The sequence below is a fragment of the Glycomyces halotolerans genome (assembly GCF_054779575.1).
In genome coordinates, this window is the sequence record NZ_BAAGXZ010000003.1 from 141,882 (window position 1) to 157,403 (window position 15,522).

Below are 15,522 nucleotides of genomic sequence, written 5' to 3' on the forward strand. Positions count from 1 at the left end.
TCCGCCACGGCCGCGAGAGCGCCAACCAAGAGGAGGAGACGACATGCCAGCGAGGAAGAAAGTCTATGCGGAGGGTCCCAGGCCGGACATCCGCGTGCCGTTCACCGAGGTCGAGCTCGACGGCGGTGAGGCGCCGGTGCGGCTCTACGACACCTCGGGACCGGGATCGGACCCCGAGCAGGGGCTCCCGGCGCTGCGGAAGGCCTGGATCGACGAGCGCGGCCGGGACGGCAAATGCAACACGCAGCTGCGCTACGCCCGGGAGGGCGTCGTGACTCCGGAGATGGAGTTCGTGGCCGTCCGCGAGGGCCTCGACGCCGAGTTCGTGCGCGACGAGATCGCCGCCGGGCGCGCCATCCTCCCGGTCAACGTCAACCACCCCGAGATCGAGCCGATGATCATCGGCAAGAACTTCCTGACCAAGATCAACGCCAACATCGGCACCTCCGCGGTCTCGGACTCCATCGCCGCCGAAGTCGAGAAGCTCACCTGGGCCACCAAGTGGGGCGCCGACACGGTGATGGACCTCTCCACCGGCAAGCACATCCACGAAACCCGCGAGCACATCGTCCGCAACTCGCCGGTGCCGATCGGGACCGTGCCGCTCTACCAGGCGCTCGAGAAGGTCGACGGCGACCCGGTGAAGCTCAATTGGGACGTCTACCGCGAGACCATCATCGAGCAGGCGGAGCAGGGCGTCGACTACATGACCGTCCACGCCGGGGTGCTGCTGCGCTACGTGCCGCTGGCGGCCGAGCGCGTCACCGGGATCGTGTCGCGCGGCGGCTCGATCATGGCCGCCTGGTGCCTGGCCCACCACGAGGAGAGCTTCCTCTACACGAACTTCCGCGAACTGTGCGAGATCTTCGCGAAGTACGACATCGCCTTCTCCCTCGGCGACGGCCTGCGGCCCGGCTCGATCGCCGACGCCAACGACGAGGCCCAGTTCGCCGAGCTGCGCACCCTCGGCGAGCTCACCAAGATCGCCTGGGAGTACGACGTCCAGGTCATGATCGAGGGCCCCGGCCACGTGCCGATGCACAAGATCAAGGAGAACGTCGACCTGCAGCAGGAGATCTGCGGCGAGGCGCCGTTCTACACGCTCGGGCCGCTGACGACCGACATCGCCCCCGCCTACGACCACATCACGTCCGCGATCGGCGCGGCCATGATCGGCTGGTTCGGCACCGCGATGCTCTGCTACGTCACCCCCAAGGAGCACCTGGGGCTGCCGAACCGCGACGACGTCAAGGAAGGGGTCATCGCCTACAAGATCGCCGCCCACGCCGCCGACCTCGCCAAGGGCCACCCCACCGCGCAGGCCTGGGACGACGCCCTGTCGAAGGCCCGGTTCGAGTTCCGCTGGGAGGACCAGTTCAACCTCTCGCTCGACCCCGACCGGGCCCGCGAGTACCACGACGAGACCCTCCCGGCCGAGCCGGCGAAGACCGCGCACTTCTGCTCGATGTGCGGACCGAAGTTCTGCTCGATGAAGATCAGCCAGGAGCTCAAGGAGTACGCCCAGCAGGGCATGGCCGACAAGAGCGACGAGTTCCTCGAGTCCGGAGGCAAGGTCTACCTGCCGGTGGTCGACGCCCAGTAGCCGCCGCCCGCCCAGCGCCTGTATCCGAGGTCACGGTGGCCGCCGTCGAAGCGGCCCCCGTGACCGCGTAAACTCGGTAGCTGTTGTTCGAGTGCCGTCGTCACGAGGCACTGTCCAACGAATCCCGTCCCAGAGCGGCCCTCGCAAGGCCCGGCGGGATTCAGGCGATCCCGCGACATTCTGCGCGGGGTTCGTTCCACACCGACAACGAAAGCTAGGTAAACCTGTGCGCACGTACAGCCCGAAGCCGGAGGAAATCGACCGGCAGTGGCTCGTGATCGACGCGTCCGACGTGGTGTTGGGTCGGCTCGCGACGCACGCAGCCCAACTGCTCCGGGGCAAGCACAAGCCCATGTTCGCTCCGAACACGGACACCGGCGACTACGTCATCGTGGTCAACGCCGAGAAGGTCGTCCTCACCCGCAACAAGCTGCTGCAGAAGAAGGCCTACCGCCACTCCGGTTACCCGGGCGGCCTCAAGGAGAAGTCCTACGCGGAGCTGATGGAGAAGGCCCCGCACAAGGTCGTCGAGAAGGCCGTCCTCGGCATGCTGCCGAAGAACAAGCTCGGTCGCGCCATGTTCAAGAAGCTGAAGGTGTACACCGGCCCCGGCCACCCGCACGCCGCCCAGCAGCCGAAGCCGTACGAGATCAAGAAGATCGCGCAGTAGGCGCGGGCGGAAGGAGTAGAACCACAGTGAGCGAAGAGAACCAGGTCCCCGAGACCAACGAGACTCCCGAGGCCGTCGCCGAGGCGGCCCCCGAGGCCCCCGCCGAGGTCCCTGTCGAGGTGCCCGCCGACGTGGCCGCCGCCCCGGCCGTGCCGAGCATCCCGGCCGTCCCGGCCGACCGCCCCATCCAGACCGTGGGCCGGCGCAAGCGCGCCATCGCCCGCGTCCGCCTGGTTCCGGGCACCGGCCGCTACGTCATCAACGGCAAGACCCTCGAGGACTACTTCCCGAGCAAGGTCCACCAGCAGACCGTCGCCGAACCGTTCGTGACCGTCGAGGCCGGAGACAACTTCGACATCCTGGTCAACATCAAGGGCGGCGGCGCCACCGGACAGGCCGGCGCGCTGCGCCTGGGCATCGCCCGGGCCCTGGTCGAGATCGACCCGAACACGCGCCCGGCCCTCAAGGCCGCCGGCTTCCTCACTCGCGACGCCCGCGAGAAGGAGAGCAAGAAGTACGGCCTCAAGAAGGCCCGCAAGGCGCCGCAGTACTCGAAGCGCTAGCACCGGTTTCCCTTCCCAGGGAGACGCGCTAGTCTGCACTTGCGACGGGGCTGCCGAGGAGGACATCCTCGGCAGCCCCGATTTTCATGTCGACCGAAGCACTACCTGCGCCAATCAATGGCTCGGCAAAGAGGGATAAGCACCGTGTCACGACTGTTCGGTACCGACGGCGTCCGAGGACGGGCCAACGACGACCTCACCCCGGAGCTGGCGCTCCGACTCAACATCGCGGCCGCCGGAGTCCTCGGCGCGCGCGAGGACGGCCGCCCGACCGCCGTCGTCGGCCGCGACCCCCGCGCCTCCGGCGAGATGCTCCAGGCCGCCTCCGCCGCCGGGCTGGCCGCCGCCGGAGCCCAGGTCATCGACCTCGGTGTGCTCCCCACTCCCGCGGTCGCCCACCTGACCGCCGTGACCGGAGCCGACTTCGGCGTCATGATCTCCGCCTCACACAACCCCATGCCCGACAACGGCATCAAGTTCTTCGCCGCCGGAGGCCGGAAACTCCCCGACGAGGTCGAGGACGCCATCGAACGCGCCATGGGCGAGCCGGCGCCGCTCCCGCAGGGAGGCGGCATCGGCCGCATCGCCGAGTCCCAGAACGCCGTCGACCGCTACGTCGAGCGCCTCGTGGCCGTCTGCCCCCACTCGCTCGCCGGCCTCAAGGTCGTCGTCGACCCCGCCAACGGCGCCGCCTACCAGGCGGCCCCCGAGGCGCTGCGCCGCGCCGGCGCCGAGGTCATCGCCATCAACGCCGAGCCCGACGGGCTCAACATCAACGAGGACTGCGGGTCCACGCACATCGACGGGCTCCGCGAAGCCGTCGTCGCACACGGCGCCGACGCCGGCATCGCCCTCGACGGCGACGCCGACCGGTGCCTCGCGGTCGACGCCGAGGGCCACCTCGTCGACGGCGACGCGATCATGGCGATCCTCGCACTGGCGATGCGCGACGCCGGCGAGCTGCGCGGCGAGACGCTCGTCGCCACGGTGATGAGCAACCTCGGCCTGCATCAGGCGATGGGCGCGGCCGGCATCAACCTGGAGACGACCAAGGTCGGCGACCGCTACGTCCTCGAACGGCTCGGCGAGGGCGGGTTCTCCCTCGGCGGCGAGCAGTCCGGGCACATCGTGCTGCCCGACCACGCCACGACCGGCGACGGGACGCTGACCTCGCTGATGCTGCTGGCGCGCGTGGCCGCGACCGGCCGGAGCCTGGCCGAGCTGGCCTCGGTGTTCACCCCGGCCCCGCAGGTCCTCGTCAACGTCCGCGTCGCCGACAAGTCGGTCATCCAGGCCGAGCCGGTGCGCGCCGCCGTCGCCGAGTGGCAGCGCAAGCTCGGCTCCGACGGCCGCGTCCTGCTGCGGCCCTCGGGCACCGAGCCGCTGGTCCGGGTCATGGTGGAGGCCTCTGAGGAACCGGTCGCCCAGTCGGTCGCCGCCGAACTGGTCGCGGCGGTGGAGAACGCGCTCGTACCCTGACCGCGGTCCCGTGACATCGGGCCCTGAGCCGCCGGCGCGGGCGCGCACTAGGTTCGCCTCGCATGATGTAGGAGGTCTGCTTCTACGCGGACTTCCTGGTGGAGGTGTACACCCAAGCGCCCCGGCACGTGTGGTCGAACCGATGGCGCTATTCTTGACCGGGCCGTGTCCGACACCGGGCGGCGGCCTCACGCGGCCCTCAGGGCCGATGGCCCATGGTGTAATAGGCAACACTGCTGATTTTGGTTCAGCCATTCCAGGTTCGAGTCCTGGTGGGCCAGCCGGTCGATGATCGCACGCTGTCAGCGCATGTCGTCGATGAGCGCTTCGAAGCCGGTCTCCGCGGCACCGAGCAGCGGTCCTTCGTTCCCGAGCGCGGGCGTGCGCAGCCGCAGCCGCACCCGCAGCTGCGGGATCGTCGTCTCCGCCAGGCTCGAGCGCACGGTCGCCGCCGACGACAGGTACAGCTCCCGCAGCCACCCGCCGAACAGGATCTCGTCGGGATTGGTCGCGGTGACCACCGCGCCGAGGGCGCGGCCCAGGAACCCGCCGGACCGGCGCACGCTCTCGCGCGCGGCCGTGTCGCCCATCCTCGCGGCGGTCGTGGTCGTCTCGATCGTCTCGGCGTAGTCGAAGGCGTTCATCTCCGCCTCCAGGCAGCCGTTCAGCCCGCACCGGCACTTCGGTCCGGCCGGATCGACCACCAGGTGCCCGAGCACGATCGACCCGCCTCGCCGCGGCCGGCCGTCCACGACCATGCCGGCGGTCAGCCCGCTGCCGCCGTGGAGGTACAGCAGGTTCGTCGAAGCGCCGGCGTCGCCGCGCGACCATTCCCCGACCGCCGCCGCGGTGGCCGTGTCGACCACCCGCCAGGCGCGCCCGGTGGCCGCCCGAAGGTCGGCGGCGAAGTCCCGGCCGCTCCACCCCAGCTCGGTCGACTGCGCCACGATGCCCCCGGCGACGAGCCCGGGCACCGCCGCGACCGCGTCGGACACGTCGGCGTCGCCCAGCAGGCGCGCGATGGCCGCGGCGGCGGCGGGCGCGTCCGAGTCGGTTTCGAGCGAGGCATCGGACCGCCGCAGGACCGACCCGCCGAGCCCGACCACAGCCAGCCGGACGCTGCCTGCGCGGATCTCGACGGCGGCCACGGTCGCGGCCCCGGCCACACATTCCACCAAAGTGGACGGCCGGCCGGCGGAGCCGGTCGGCCGTCCCGTCGTCTCATGGATATAGCCCGACTCCGACAGGTCGGCCGCGAGCGCGCCGATCGTGGACCTGTTGAGGCCCAATGCCTCGGTCAACTCGGCGCGCGTCTGCGGACCGCGGCGGTGGAGTTGGTCGAGCAGCAGGCTGCGGTTGCGACGCCGCAGCTCCTCCGTAGCCGGTCTCGCCACGGCCTAATGCCTGCCGAAAACGGCACCCCGGCCTCGGGACATCGCGTCCACGGCGGCGGCCAACAGCAGCACCGCCCCGGTGACTCCGAAGCGGACACCGGCGCTCAACCCCATCAGGCCCATGCCGTTGTTGATGATCGCCACAACCGCACCTCCAAGCAGGGCCGCACGAACCGACCCTTTGCCACCGAACAGGCTAGCACCGCCGATCACCGCCGCCCCCACAGAAAGCAGCAGGACGTTGGAGCCGCCGGTGTTCGGGTCGACCGACGCGGCCCTGGAGGCCGCGACGATGCCGCCGACCGCCGCCAGCGACGAGCAGATCACGAACGCCGAGATGCGGACCCGGTCGACCGCGACGCCCGCCCGGAGCGCCGCCTCCCGGTTGCCGCCGACCGCGTAGAGGTGGCGGCCGAAACGAGTGCGGTGCAACACGAACGACCACACCACGAACAGGACCCCGAGCACCACCACGACCACCGGAACACCGGTGAGCGAGACCAGCTGCGGGTTGGCCGAGCGCTCCAGGTTCAGCAGGAACACCGTCGCCGTCAGCAGCGCGCCGAGCGCCGTGATCCGCGTGATCACCACCGGCAGCGGCTCGGTGACGAGCGAGCGGTTCAGGCGCCTGCGCCACCGCGACAACTGGATCGCCGCGTACCAGGCGATGGTCACCGCCAGCAGCAGCCAACCCTGCCACGGCCGGAGGTTCCCGCCGGCGATGGCCTTGACCGTCTCGTTGTTGATCGAGATGTTCGTGCCCTCTTTGAGGATGATGAGCGCCAGGCCCTGGAAGGCCAGGAACGCCGCCAGCGTCACCACGAACGAGGGGACGCCGAGCTTGACCACCAGCGTCCCGAGCGTCAGCCCGATGAGCACGCCGGTGGCGATGGCGGCCCCGATCCCGAGCGGCCAGGGCATGCCCCAGTCGGTCAGGATCACCGCCATGATCGCCGCGCACACGCCCGAGGCGAACCCGGCCGACAGGTCGATCTCGCCGATGATGAGCACGAACACCAGGCCCATCGCGATGCAGGTCACCGCGGCGCCCTGCCCGAACAGGTTCGCCAGGTTCCCCACCGAGAGGAACACCGGCTCCACCGCGCCGAAGAACAGGCACAGCGCGATGATCCCGGCCACGGCCGGCAGCGCCCCCACCTCACCGCCGCGGACACGGGCGGCGTAGTCGCGGACATGGTCCATCACGGCGCGGAAGGCGCCCGCGTTCTCGGCCCCGGCCTCGGGCCGGGTCTTGACATCGATGCTCACGGCCGGACTCCGTTCGGTTCGGCGAGACCCACGTTCTTCGACCGCCCGCTGGTGATCAGCTCGACCACCTGCGCCTGAGTCGTGTCGGCGGCGTCGAGCACCGCCGCCATACGCCCCAGGTAGAGCGTGGCGATCCGGTCGGCCACGGCGAACACGTCGTTGAGGTTGTGACTGATGTAGAGGACCGCCAGGCCCTGGTCGGCCAGGCGCCGGATGAGCTCGAGCACCTGCCTGGTCTGGGCCACGCCGAGCGCGGCGGTCGGCTCGTCCAGGATCACCAGCCGCGAGTTCCAGAGCACGGCCTTGGCGATCGCGACGGTCTGGCGCTGGCCGCCGGAGAGGCTCGCCACGGTCTGGCGGAGATTGCGCACGGTGCGCACCGCCAGGGAGTCGAGCGTCTCGGCGGCGAGCTGCTCCATGGCGTCGTCGTCGAGGACGACGCCACGGAGCCTCTCCCGCCCCAAGAACATGTTCTCGACGATGTCGAGGTTGTCGCACAGGGCGAGGTCCTGGTAGACGACCTCGATGCCGAGCGCGCCGGCGTCGCGGGGACTGTTGATCTCGCGGGCCTCGCCGTCGACGGCGATGGTCCCGGAGTCGATGTCGTGGATCCCCGCGATGCACTTGACCAGCGTCGACTTGCCGGCCCCGTTGTCGCCGACGAGGGCGCAGACCTCGCCGGCGTCGACGGCGAGGTCCACTTCCGAGAGGACCTCCACCGGGCCGAAGCTCTTGGAGAGTCGGGAGAGTTCGAGCAGCACGCCTGAATCCTTACTCGCTGATGCCGAATTCGCCGCAGAGGGCGGCGAAGTCGCCGCTGCACAGGTCCTCGTAGGCGATGTAGCCGTCGTCGATGACGACCTGGATGTTGTCCTGGGTGATCGCGACCGGGTCCAGCAGCACGGACGGGACCTCGTCGCCGGTCACCGGGTCGGTGACGGTGGTGTCGGCTTCGGGGCGCTCGCCGTTGGCGAGGGCCACCGCCAGGTCGGCGGCGGCGTCGGCCTCCTGCTCGATCGCCTTGTAGACGGTCATGCACTGGTCTCCGGTGAGGATGTTCTGGAGTCCCTGGAGGGTGGCGTCCTGCCCGGTGACCGGGACGGTGCCGTTGAGGCCGTTGCGCTCGAGGACGGTGATCACGGCGTGGGCCAGGCCGTCGTTGGCGGCCAGGACGCCGTCGATCTCGGCGCCGGTGTCGGTCATCATCTGGTCGAAGATGGTGCCGGCCTGGGCGTTGTCCCAGTCGGGCACCCACTCGTCGGGGCCCTTCTCGAACTCGCCTGAGTCGTAGAGCGGGTCGAGCACCGAGTCGTAGCCGTTCTTGAACAGGGTGGCGTTGTTGTCGGTGGGGGAGCCGTTGAGCTCGGCGACCAGGGGCGTGTCGGCCCCTTCGAGGCACTGGACGAGGGTCTCGCCCTGGAGCCGTCCGACCGCTTCGTTGTCGAAGCTGACGTAGTAGTCGGCGCCGCCGCCTTCGGTGAGGCGGTCGTAGTCGATGGTGGCCACGCCCTGGGCCTTGGCGTTCTCGATGACGGTCGCGCCGGTGCCCGAGTCGAGGTTGACGGTGATGAGGACGTTGACGCCGCTGGTGAGCATCTGGTCCGCGATGGTCTGGAAGTCTTCGCGGCTTCCCTGGGCGTTCTGGATCTCGTACTCGACGCCGGCTTCGTCGAAGGCGGCTTCGAGGTAGGCCCGGTCGGCGGTCTCCCACCGGTCCGAGGATGCGGAGTCGGGCAGGATCACGCCGATGAACGGCGTGTCGTCGTCGCCGCCGGAGCCGTCGTCGCCGGAGCCGCACGCGGCGGTGAGGGCGAGGAGCACCGCGGCGGCCGAGCCGGTTGCAGTTCTGAGGATCTTCATAGGGGTACCTCCGGTATTTGTTGCTGACAGCAACATATGACGCGTGACGCAGGCCGCACAAGTGTCGGCGGGGTGGTAATGCCGTTTCACCGGTAACGATTTGGTAATGGAGGGCGACGGGGGTATGGAGGTCCGCCCGCTCCATAACCGACTACCATTGCCGATCATGAGCAGCGAGCGTTCGGCGATCATCCTCGCCGCGGGTCTCGGCACCCGGATGAAGTCCGCCAAGCCCAAGGTCCTCCACGAACTCCTCGGCCGGACCCTGCTGGGCCACGTGCTGCGGAGCACCAAGGCGATCCGCCCGGACCGCCGCATCGTCGTCGTCGGAGCGGCGGCCGAGCAGGTCACGGCCCACCTCGAGCAGCACGCGCCCGATGTCGAGACCGTTCTCCAGGCCGAGCAGCTCGGCACCGGCCACGCCGTGCGCATCGCCCTCGAGGCCGTGCCGGATCTGACCGGCACCGTGCTCGTGGCCGCCGGCGACGCGCCGCTGCTGCGCGCGGACACGCTCGACCGGCTCGTAGAGACCCACGAGAAGGCCGGCAACGCGGCCACGGTCCTGACCGCGGTCGTCGACGACCCGACCGGCTTCGGCCGCATCGTCCGCGACGCCGACGGCAACGTCCTGCGCAACGTCGAGCACCGCGACGCCGACGAGGCCGAACTGGCCATCCGCGAGATCAACTCGAGCATCTACGCCTTCGAGGTCGAGTCGCTGCGCGAGCAGCTCGCTAAGCTCACCACCGCCAACGACCAGGGCGAGGAGTACCTCACCGACGTGCTCGAACTGGCGCGGGAGGCCGGCGGGCAGATCGGCGCCGTCATCGCCGACGACCCCGAGGAGGTCCTCGGCTGCAACGACCGCGCGCAGCTGGCCGACCTGCGCCGCCGCCTGCGCGACCGCGTCAACACCGAGCTCATGCGCACGGGCGTGACCATCGAGGACCCGGCCACGACCTGGATCGACGTCACCGTCAAGGTCGCCCCCGACGTGCTCGTCCACCCCGGATGCCAGCTCAAGGGCGCCACCGCCGTCGACACGGGCGCCGAGATCGGCCCCGACACCACCCTCACCGACACCATCGTCGGCGCCGAGGCGTCGGTCGTGCGAAGCCACGCCGACCAGGCCACCGTCGGCGAGGGCGCCGCGGTCGGCCCCTTCGCCCACCTGCGCCCGGCCTCCAAGCTCTCCGAGACCGCCAAGGTCGGGGCCTTCGTCGAGACCAAGAACGCCGAGATCGGCGCGGGCGCGAAGATCCCGCACCTGTCCTACGTCGGCGACGCCACCGTCGGGGCCAAGGCCAACATCGGCTGCGGCGTCATCGTCGCCAACTACGACGGGCTGGCGAAGCACCACACCGAGATCGGCGAGGCCGCCTTCATCGGCTGCGACTCCGTTCTGATCGCGCCGGTCACCGTCGGCGACGGCACCTACGTGGCCGCCGGCTCCACCGTCAGCCGCAACGTGGCTCCCGGCGACCTCGCCGTCGCCCGCGCCCGGCAGGACAACAAGTCCGGCTGGGTCGCCGCCCGGCGCCCGGGCACCGCGACCGACGAGGCCGCGCGCCGCGCGCTCGGCGACGAGCGGGCGTCTGGAGAGTAACGGCACATTTAATGGCCCGCCGACGAGCACGCGCTGTTCGGGCAGGGGACACTTGAACCGTCGAGGTTCAGGTGACGACCTATGGGGGATCCATCGCCATGGCGAGCATGTCCGCTGTCAACTCCAAGATGCTCATGCTGTTCTCCGGGCGCGGTTACCCGGAGCTGGCCGAGGAGATCGGAAAGCACCTGGGGGTCGCACCGACTCCCATGAGCGCCTACTCCTTCGCCAACGGGGAGCTGTTCGTCCGCTACCAGGAATCGGTGCGCGGCTGCGACGCCTTCGTGGTCCAATCCATGCCCAGCCCGATCAACGAGTGGGTCATGGAGACCCTCATCATGGTCGACGCGCTCAAACGCGGGTCCGCCAAGCGCATCACGGTGGTCCTGCCGTTCTATCCGTACGCGCGACAGGACAAGAAGCACCGCGGCCGCGAGCCCATCTCCGCCAGGCTCGTGGCCGATCTGCTGAAGACGGCCGGAGCCGACCGCATCCTCACCGTCGACCTGCACACCGCCCAGATCCAAGGCTTCTTCGACGGCCCGGTCGATCACCTCTTCGCCATGGGCACGCTCGCGCGCTACGTCGAAGAGAAGTACGCCGACCGCCGTCTGGCGATCGTCTCCCCCGACACCGGACGCGTGCGGCTGGCCGAGCGCTGGTCCGACCGCCTCGGCGGCTGCCCGATCGCGTTCGTGCACAAGACCCGCGACCCGCTCAAACCCAACCAGGTCGTCGCCAACAAGGTCGTCGGCGACGTCGACGGCCGCACCTGCCTGGTCATCGACGACATGATCGACACCGCCGGCACCATCTGCTCGACCGCCGAACTCCTCAAGGAGGAGGGCGTCGAGGACATCGTCATCGCCACCACCCACGGGATCATGTCGGACCCGGCCGGGGAGCGCCTCGCCGCGGCCCCGGTCAGCGAGGTCATCGTGACCAACACGCTGCCGCTGCCCGACTCGGTCGCGCGGCTCGACAAGGTCACCGTCCTCTCGATCGCGCCCCTGGTCGCCAAGGCCATCTGGGAGGTCTTCAACGACGGCTCGGTGACCACCCTCTTCGGCGGGCTGTCCTGACCCGCGCCGTGCGGCGCGGCCGGCCCGCACGCCCGAACGCGGCTCGCCCCCAGGGACGGCCGCCGGGCCGCGCGGCTCACACCCCGACGCCCAACCGCGGGCGAGGGCCGTGCTCGGTGTAGGCTGGTGGGGTTGCCGACGGCGAGGGTGTCCTCCAGACGGACGCCGTTATCGACGCGAGGGCGAAGGTCTTATGCGGGACTGATCTGTCCTTCTGATGCCGACGTGAACGTCGAGCGCCGTGAGAATTTTTTGCTTGAGAACCAGGGAGTATTTCCGTGTCCGAAGTTCGTATCAGCGCAGAGCCTCGCACTGACTTCGGGAAGGGCGGTGCGCGCCGTACACGCCGGGCTGGAAAGGTTCCGGCCGTGGTCTACGGCCACGGCGAGAAGCCGCGTCACATCTCTCTTCCCCAGCTCGAGTTCGCAGCGATCCTCCGCAAGGGCGGCCTGAACCAGCTCATCGAGGTCGAGGTCACCGACGGCAGTCGCGAACTGGTCATCCCGAAGGACATCCAGCGCGACGCGCTGAAGGACCACATCGTCCACGCCGACCTGCTGATCGTGCGCCGCGGCGAGCAGATCACCACCGAGGTCCCGATCCATTGGACCGGCGAAGTCGAGAAGGGCGGTCTCGTCGTGCACGAGGTCGACACCCTCACCGTCGAAGCCGAGGCCACCCACATTCCCGAGTCCATCGAGGTGGACCTCGATGGCCTGGCCGTCGGCTCGCAGCGCACCGCCGGCGAGGTGACCGTGCCCAAGGGCATCACCGTCCTGACCGACCCGGAGATCGTGCTCGCCTCCGTGACGGTCCCGCGCGCCGAGGCCGCCGCCGAGGAGACCGAGGAAGAGGCCGAAGGCGAAGAGTCCGCCGAGTAGCGGTAGAAGCAGCGAGAAGACATGACCGACACCCCCGCGCTCGTGGTCGGCCTGGGCAACCCCGGGCCGAAGTACGCCGCGAACCGTCACAATGTCGGTTTCATGGTCGCCGATGCGCTGGCAGGACGCACCGGCGCCAAGTTCGCCGTGAGCCGCAAGGCCCGCGCCGAAATCAGCGAGGCCCGCTTGGGGGTAGGCGGGCCTCGCCTCGTTCTCGTCAAGCCCATGACGTACATGAACCTCTCGGGCGACGCCGTGGCCCCGGTGGCCAAGTACTTCGGCATCGAACCCGAGTCGGTCATCGCCGTCCACGACGAGCTGGACCTTCCTTACGGGCGGCTGCGGCTCAAGCGCGGCGGCGGCGAGGGCGGCCACAACGGCCTGCGCTCGCTCTCGAGGTCGCTTGGCACCAAGGACTACGCCCGGGTGCGGTTCGGCATCGGCCGCCCGCCCGGACGGCAGGAGGCGGCCGACTACGTCCTCAAGGACTTCTCCAAGGCCGAACGCGCCGATCTCGACCTCAACGTCGAACTGGCCGCCGACGCGGTCGAGGCGATCATCGAGAAGGGCCTCGAGGCGGCGCAGAACACCTTCAACCAGCGCGACTGAGCCCACCCGTGGCGGCGACACGTGATGCCGCACAGTGATTCGGCCGTCACTGTTCGTTCTGTCGGTCGTTAGATCGATTGTGACGGTTACAGAGGCACGTGGGGACATCGAGCGGTTCGAGCCGCGGTCGCCGATCGGCGCGCAAGGGCACGTCTACACCATCAACCGGCCGGGCCACCGCTACAGCGGACCGCCTTCGTGGCAGCGCAAGTACTTCGCCGGCATCATCGGCAGCGACGTCGCCGCGGGGGTCTTCGGCGCGGCGGTCGCCTTCTTCGCGCGCTTCGGCAACCTCAACGACCACAGCCAGGTCTACGCGCTCGCCTTGATCGCGATGCCCGCCGTCTGGCTGGCCGCGCTCGGGCTCTCGCGCGCCTTCGAGAAGCGCTACCTGTTCGTGGGCACCGAGGAGTACCAGCGCGTCGTCCACGCCGCCGTCGGGCTGACCGCCGCGGTCGCGCTCGCCTCCTACGGGCTCGAGCTGCCGACCTCCCGCGTCTTCGTCCTCATCGCGATTCCCACCGCCGCGTTCACCTCGATCGCCGGGCGCTTCGCCTGGCGCAAGTGGCTGCACCGGATGCGTCGGCAGGGCCGGTGCATGAAGCGGGTCGTGCTGGTGGGGCACGAGTCCTCCGTGGCGGCGCTGATCGTGCAGCTTCGGCGGGAGCACTACCACGGTCTCGACGTGGTGGCCGCGTGTCTGCCCACTGAGGAGCCGCGGGGTGCGTTGCTGGACTTCAACACCCGCGTGCGCGGCTCCTTCCACCGGGTCGCGGACGCCGTGGCCGCCGAGCGGGCCGACACGGTGATCGTGCTGTCCTGCCCCGAGCTCGACGGTCCGGCGCTGCGGCGACTCGCCTGGAAGCTCGAGCGTTCCGATGTGGACCTGATCGTGGCCTCGGCGCTGGTGGACGTCGCGGGGGACCGCACGACCGTCCGACCGGTCGACGGCCTGCCGATGCTGCACCTGGACCACGCCAACCTGACCGGTGTCAGGCGCTGGGCCAAGAACACGGTGGACCGCCTCGGGGCCGCGGCGCTGCTGCTGGCGCTCTCGCCGCTGCTGCTGGGCGCGGCGTTCCTCGTCCGCTGCACCTCGCCGGGGCCGGCGCTGTTCAAGCAGGAGCGCATCGGCAAGGACGGGCAGCCGTTCACGATCTGGAAGTTCCGCACGATGTACGTCGACGCCGAGCGGCGCTTGGCGCACGTGGCGCACCTCAACGAGAGCGACGGCGTGCTGTTCAAGATGCGGGACGACCCGCGGGTGACCCCGGTGGGGAAGTACTTGCGGCGGTTCTCGATCGACGAGTTCCCGCAGCTGGTGAACGTGCTGCGCGGTGACATGAGCCTGGTGGGTCCGCGCCCGCCGCTGGCCACGGAGGTGGCCGCCTACGAGGCCGACATGCGCCGGCGTCTGGTCGTCAAGCCCGGCATGACGGGCCTGTGGCAGGTCTCGGGCCGCTCCGACCTGCCCTGGGAGGAGGCGGTGCGCCTCGACCTGCGGTACGTCGAGCACTGGACGCTGTCGCTGGACTTCGTGATCCTGCTGCGCACCGTGACGGCGATGCTCCGGCCCCAGGGCGCCTACTAGAACCTGAGCAGTCCTCCCGAATGACGGGATCGGCTCGCCCACCATTTGGACGACGGTGCCGTTCAGCGTAGACTGCCCGCTATGAACGACGCCCCCGCGAGCGACGGAGCACCGACGGCCACGCCCCAGTCCGCCTCTCCGGACGACGTGCGCTTGGCCTCCGAGCTGGCCACCGGTGCAGGGGAGCTGCTGCTCAAACTGCGCGACGAGCTCGGCTTCGCCGACCCCCGCGCGCTCAAGGACGCGGGCGACCGCCGAGCCGACGACTACCTGCTCGGCCGCCTCGCCGCGGAGCGCCCCGACGACGCCGTGCTCTCCGAGGAGGGCACCGGGGAGTCCGGTCGCATCGGCACCGAGCGGCTCGACGCCGACCGGGTGTGGATCGTCGACCCGCTCGACGGCACCCGCGAGTACGCCGAAGCCGGTCGCGACGACTGGGCGGTCCACGTCGGGCTGTGGCAGCGCGGCCTCGGGCTGACCGCCTCGGCCGTCGCCCTGCCCGCACAGGGTGTGACATTGCGCACCGACGAGCGCTACGGGCCCACCGGGTCACGCCCGTCTCGCCCGCGCATCGCCGTGTCCCGCACCAGGCCGCCCGCCGAAGCCGCGGCCGCCGCCGAGGCCCTGGACGCCGAACTGGTCCCATGGGGCTCTGCCGGAGCGAAAGTCATGGCCGTGGTCACGGGTAAGGTTGACGCCTATGTGCATGCCGGCGGGCAGTACGAGTGGGACTCGGCCGCCCCGGTCGCGGTGGCGCTCGCCTCCGGCTGGCATGCGACGCGGATCGACGGCGGCCCGCTGCGGTACAACAACCCCGATCCATACCTGCCAGACCTGCTGGTCTGCCGGCCCGATCTGGCCGAGCCGCTGCTCACGGCAGTGCGCGAGGCGAAGTGAGCGCGGCCCGGCGGACCG

At 70.1% G+C, this 15,522-nt stretch carries 14 protein-coding genes and 1 tRNA gene; 11 read left to right on the forward strand and 4 right to left on the reverse strand.

Annotation, left to right across the window (positions count from 1 at the left end; genetic code table 11):
• Nucleotides 1–43 precede the first annotated feature (43 nt).
• From thiC to ACYVL2_RS04200, 5 genes are all read left to right on the forward strand, one after another.
• Nucleotides 44–1,603, forward strand: coding sequence for a phosphomethylpyrimidine synthase ThiC (gene thiC, locus ACYVL2_RS04180; protein ID WP_460540490.1), 1,560 nt, complete (start codon nucleotides 44–46; stop codon nucleotides 1,601–1,603).
• A 226-nt stretch (nucleotides 1,604–1,829) separates the two neighbouring features.
• Nucleotides 1,830–2,273, forward strand: a complete 444-nt coding sequence (gene rplM, locus ACYVL2_RS04185; RefSeq protein WP_460540492.1) for a large ribosomal subunit protein uL13 — start codon at nucleotides 1,830–1,832, stop codon at nucleotides 2,271–2,273.
• Nucleotides 2,274–2,299: 26 nt separating this feature from the next.
• A complete protein-coding gene (gene rpsI, locus ACYVL2_RS04190) occupies nucleotides 2,300–2,836 on the forward strand; it encodes a 30S ribosomal protein S9 (RefSeq protein ID WP_460540494.1) in 537 nt (178 codons plus the stop codon).
• A 144-nt stretch (nucleotides 2,837–2,980) separates the two neighbouring features.
• On the forward strand, nucleotides 2,981–4,315 hold the full coding sequence (glmM, locus tag ACYVL2_RS04195; protein WP_460540496.1) for a phosphoglucosamine mutase: 1,335 nt from the start codon (nucleotides 2,981–2,983) through the stop codon (nucleotides 4,313–4,315).
• A 209-nt stretch (nucleotides 4,316–4,524) separates the two neighbouring features.
• Nucleotides 4,525–4,596, forward strand: a tRNA-Gln gene (locus ACYVL2_RS04200).
• Nucleotides 4,597–4,617: 21 nt separating this feature from the next.
• Here ACYVL2_RS04200 and ACYVL2_RS04205 read toward each other — a convergent pair.
• The 4 genes from ACYVL2_RS04205 to ACYVL2_RS04220 all read right to left on the reverse strand — a co-directional run bounded on the left by ACYVL2_RS04205 (nucleotide 4,618) and on the right by ACYVL2_RS04220 (nucleotide 8,832).
• Nucleotides 4,618–5,709, reverse strand: coding sequence for an ROK family protein (locus ACYVL2_RS04205; protein ID WP_460540498.1), 1,092 nt, complete (start codon nucleotides 5,707–5,709; stop codon nucleotides 4,618–4,620).
• Between the two features lie 3 nt (nucleotides 5,710–5,712).
• Nucleotides 5,713–6,912 carry a sugar ABC transporter permease gene (locus ACYVL2_RS04210; RefSeq protein WP_460540747.1) on the reverse strand — a complete coding sequence of 400 codons (1,200 nt, stop codon included), beginning with the start codon at nucleotides 6,910–6,912 and terminating at the stop codon, nucleotides 5,713–5,715.
• A gap of 62 nt (nucleotides 6,913–6,974) precedes the next feature.
• The gene (locus ACYVL2_RS04215; protein WP_460540500.1) at nucleotides 6,975–7,739 is read right to left on the reverse strand and encodes a sugar ABC transporter ATP-binding protein; all 765 of its coding nucleotides are present in this window, start codon (nucleotides 7,737–7,739) and stop codon (nucleotides 6,975–6,977) included.
• A 10-nt stretch (nucleotides 7,740–7,749) separates the two neighbouring features.
• Entirely contained in the window at nucleotides 7,750–8,832 is a 1,083-nt protein-coding gene (locus ACYVL2_RS04220) for a sugar ABC transporter substrate-binding protein (RefSeq protein ID WP_460540749.1), read from the reverse strand.
• 172 nt (nucleotides 8,833–9,004) lie between these two features.
• Between ACYVL2_RS04220 and glmU the strand changes: the two genes are divergently transcribed.
• The 6 genes from glmU (at nucleotide 9,005) to ACYVL2_RS04250 (ending at nucleotide 15,504) form a co-directional block, all read left to right on the forward strand.
• The gene (gene glmU, locus ACYVL2_RS04225) at nucleotides 9,005–10,444 is read left to right on the forward strand and encodes a bifunctional UDP-N-acetylglucosamine diphosphorylase/glucosamine-1-phosphate N-acetyltransferase GlmU (RefSeq protein ID WP_460540502.1); all 1,440 of its coding nucleotides are present in this window, start codon (nucleotides 9,005–9,007) and stop codon (nucleotides 10,442–10,444) included.
• 98 nt (nucleotides 10,445–10,542) lie between these two features.
• Nucleotides 10,543–11,526 carry a ribose-phosphate diphosphokinase gene (locus ACYVL2_RS04230; RefSeq protein ID WP_460540504.1) on the forward strand — a complete coding sequence of 328 codons (984 nt, stop codon included), beginning with the start codon at nucleotides 10,543–10,545 and terminating at the stop codon, nucleotides 11,524–11,526.
• Between the two features lie 278 nt (nucleotides 11,527–11,804).
• Entirely contained in the window at nucleotides 11,805–12,407 is a 603-nt protein-coding gene (locus ACYVL2_RS04235; RefSeq protein ID WP_460540506.1) for a 50S ribosomal protein L25/general stress protein Ctc, read from the forward strand.
• Nucleotides 12,408–12,428: 21 nt separating this feature from the next.
• Nucleotides 12,429–13,016: an aminoacyl-tRNA hydrolase gene (gene pth, locus ACYVL2_RS04240; RefSeq protein WP_460540508.1), complete on the forward strand. Its 588-nt coding sequence runs from the start codon at nucleotides 12,429–12,431 to the stop codon at nucleotides 13,014–13,016.
• Nucleotides 13,017–13,095: 79 nt separating this feature from the next.
• Complete coding sequence (locus ACYVL2_RS04245; protein ID WP_460540510.1) at nucleotides 13,096–14,607, forward strand: sugar transferase; 1,512 nt, start codon at nucleotides 13,096–13,098, stop codon at nucleotides 14,605–14,607.
• 81 nt (nucleotides 14,608–14,688) lie between these two features.
• The gene (locus ACYVL2_RS04250) at nucleotides 14,689–15,504 is read left to right on the forward strand and encodes a 3'(2'),5'-bisphosphate nucleotidase CysQ (RefSeq protein ID WP_460540512.1); all 816 of its coding nucleotides are present in this window, start codon (nucleotides 14,689–14,691) and stop codon (nucleotides 15,502–15,504) included.
• Nucleotides 15,505–15,522 lie beyond the last annotated feature (18 nt).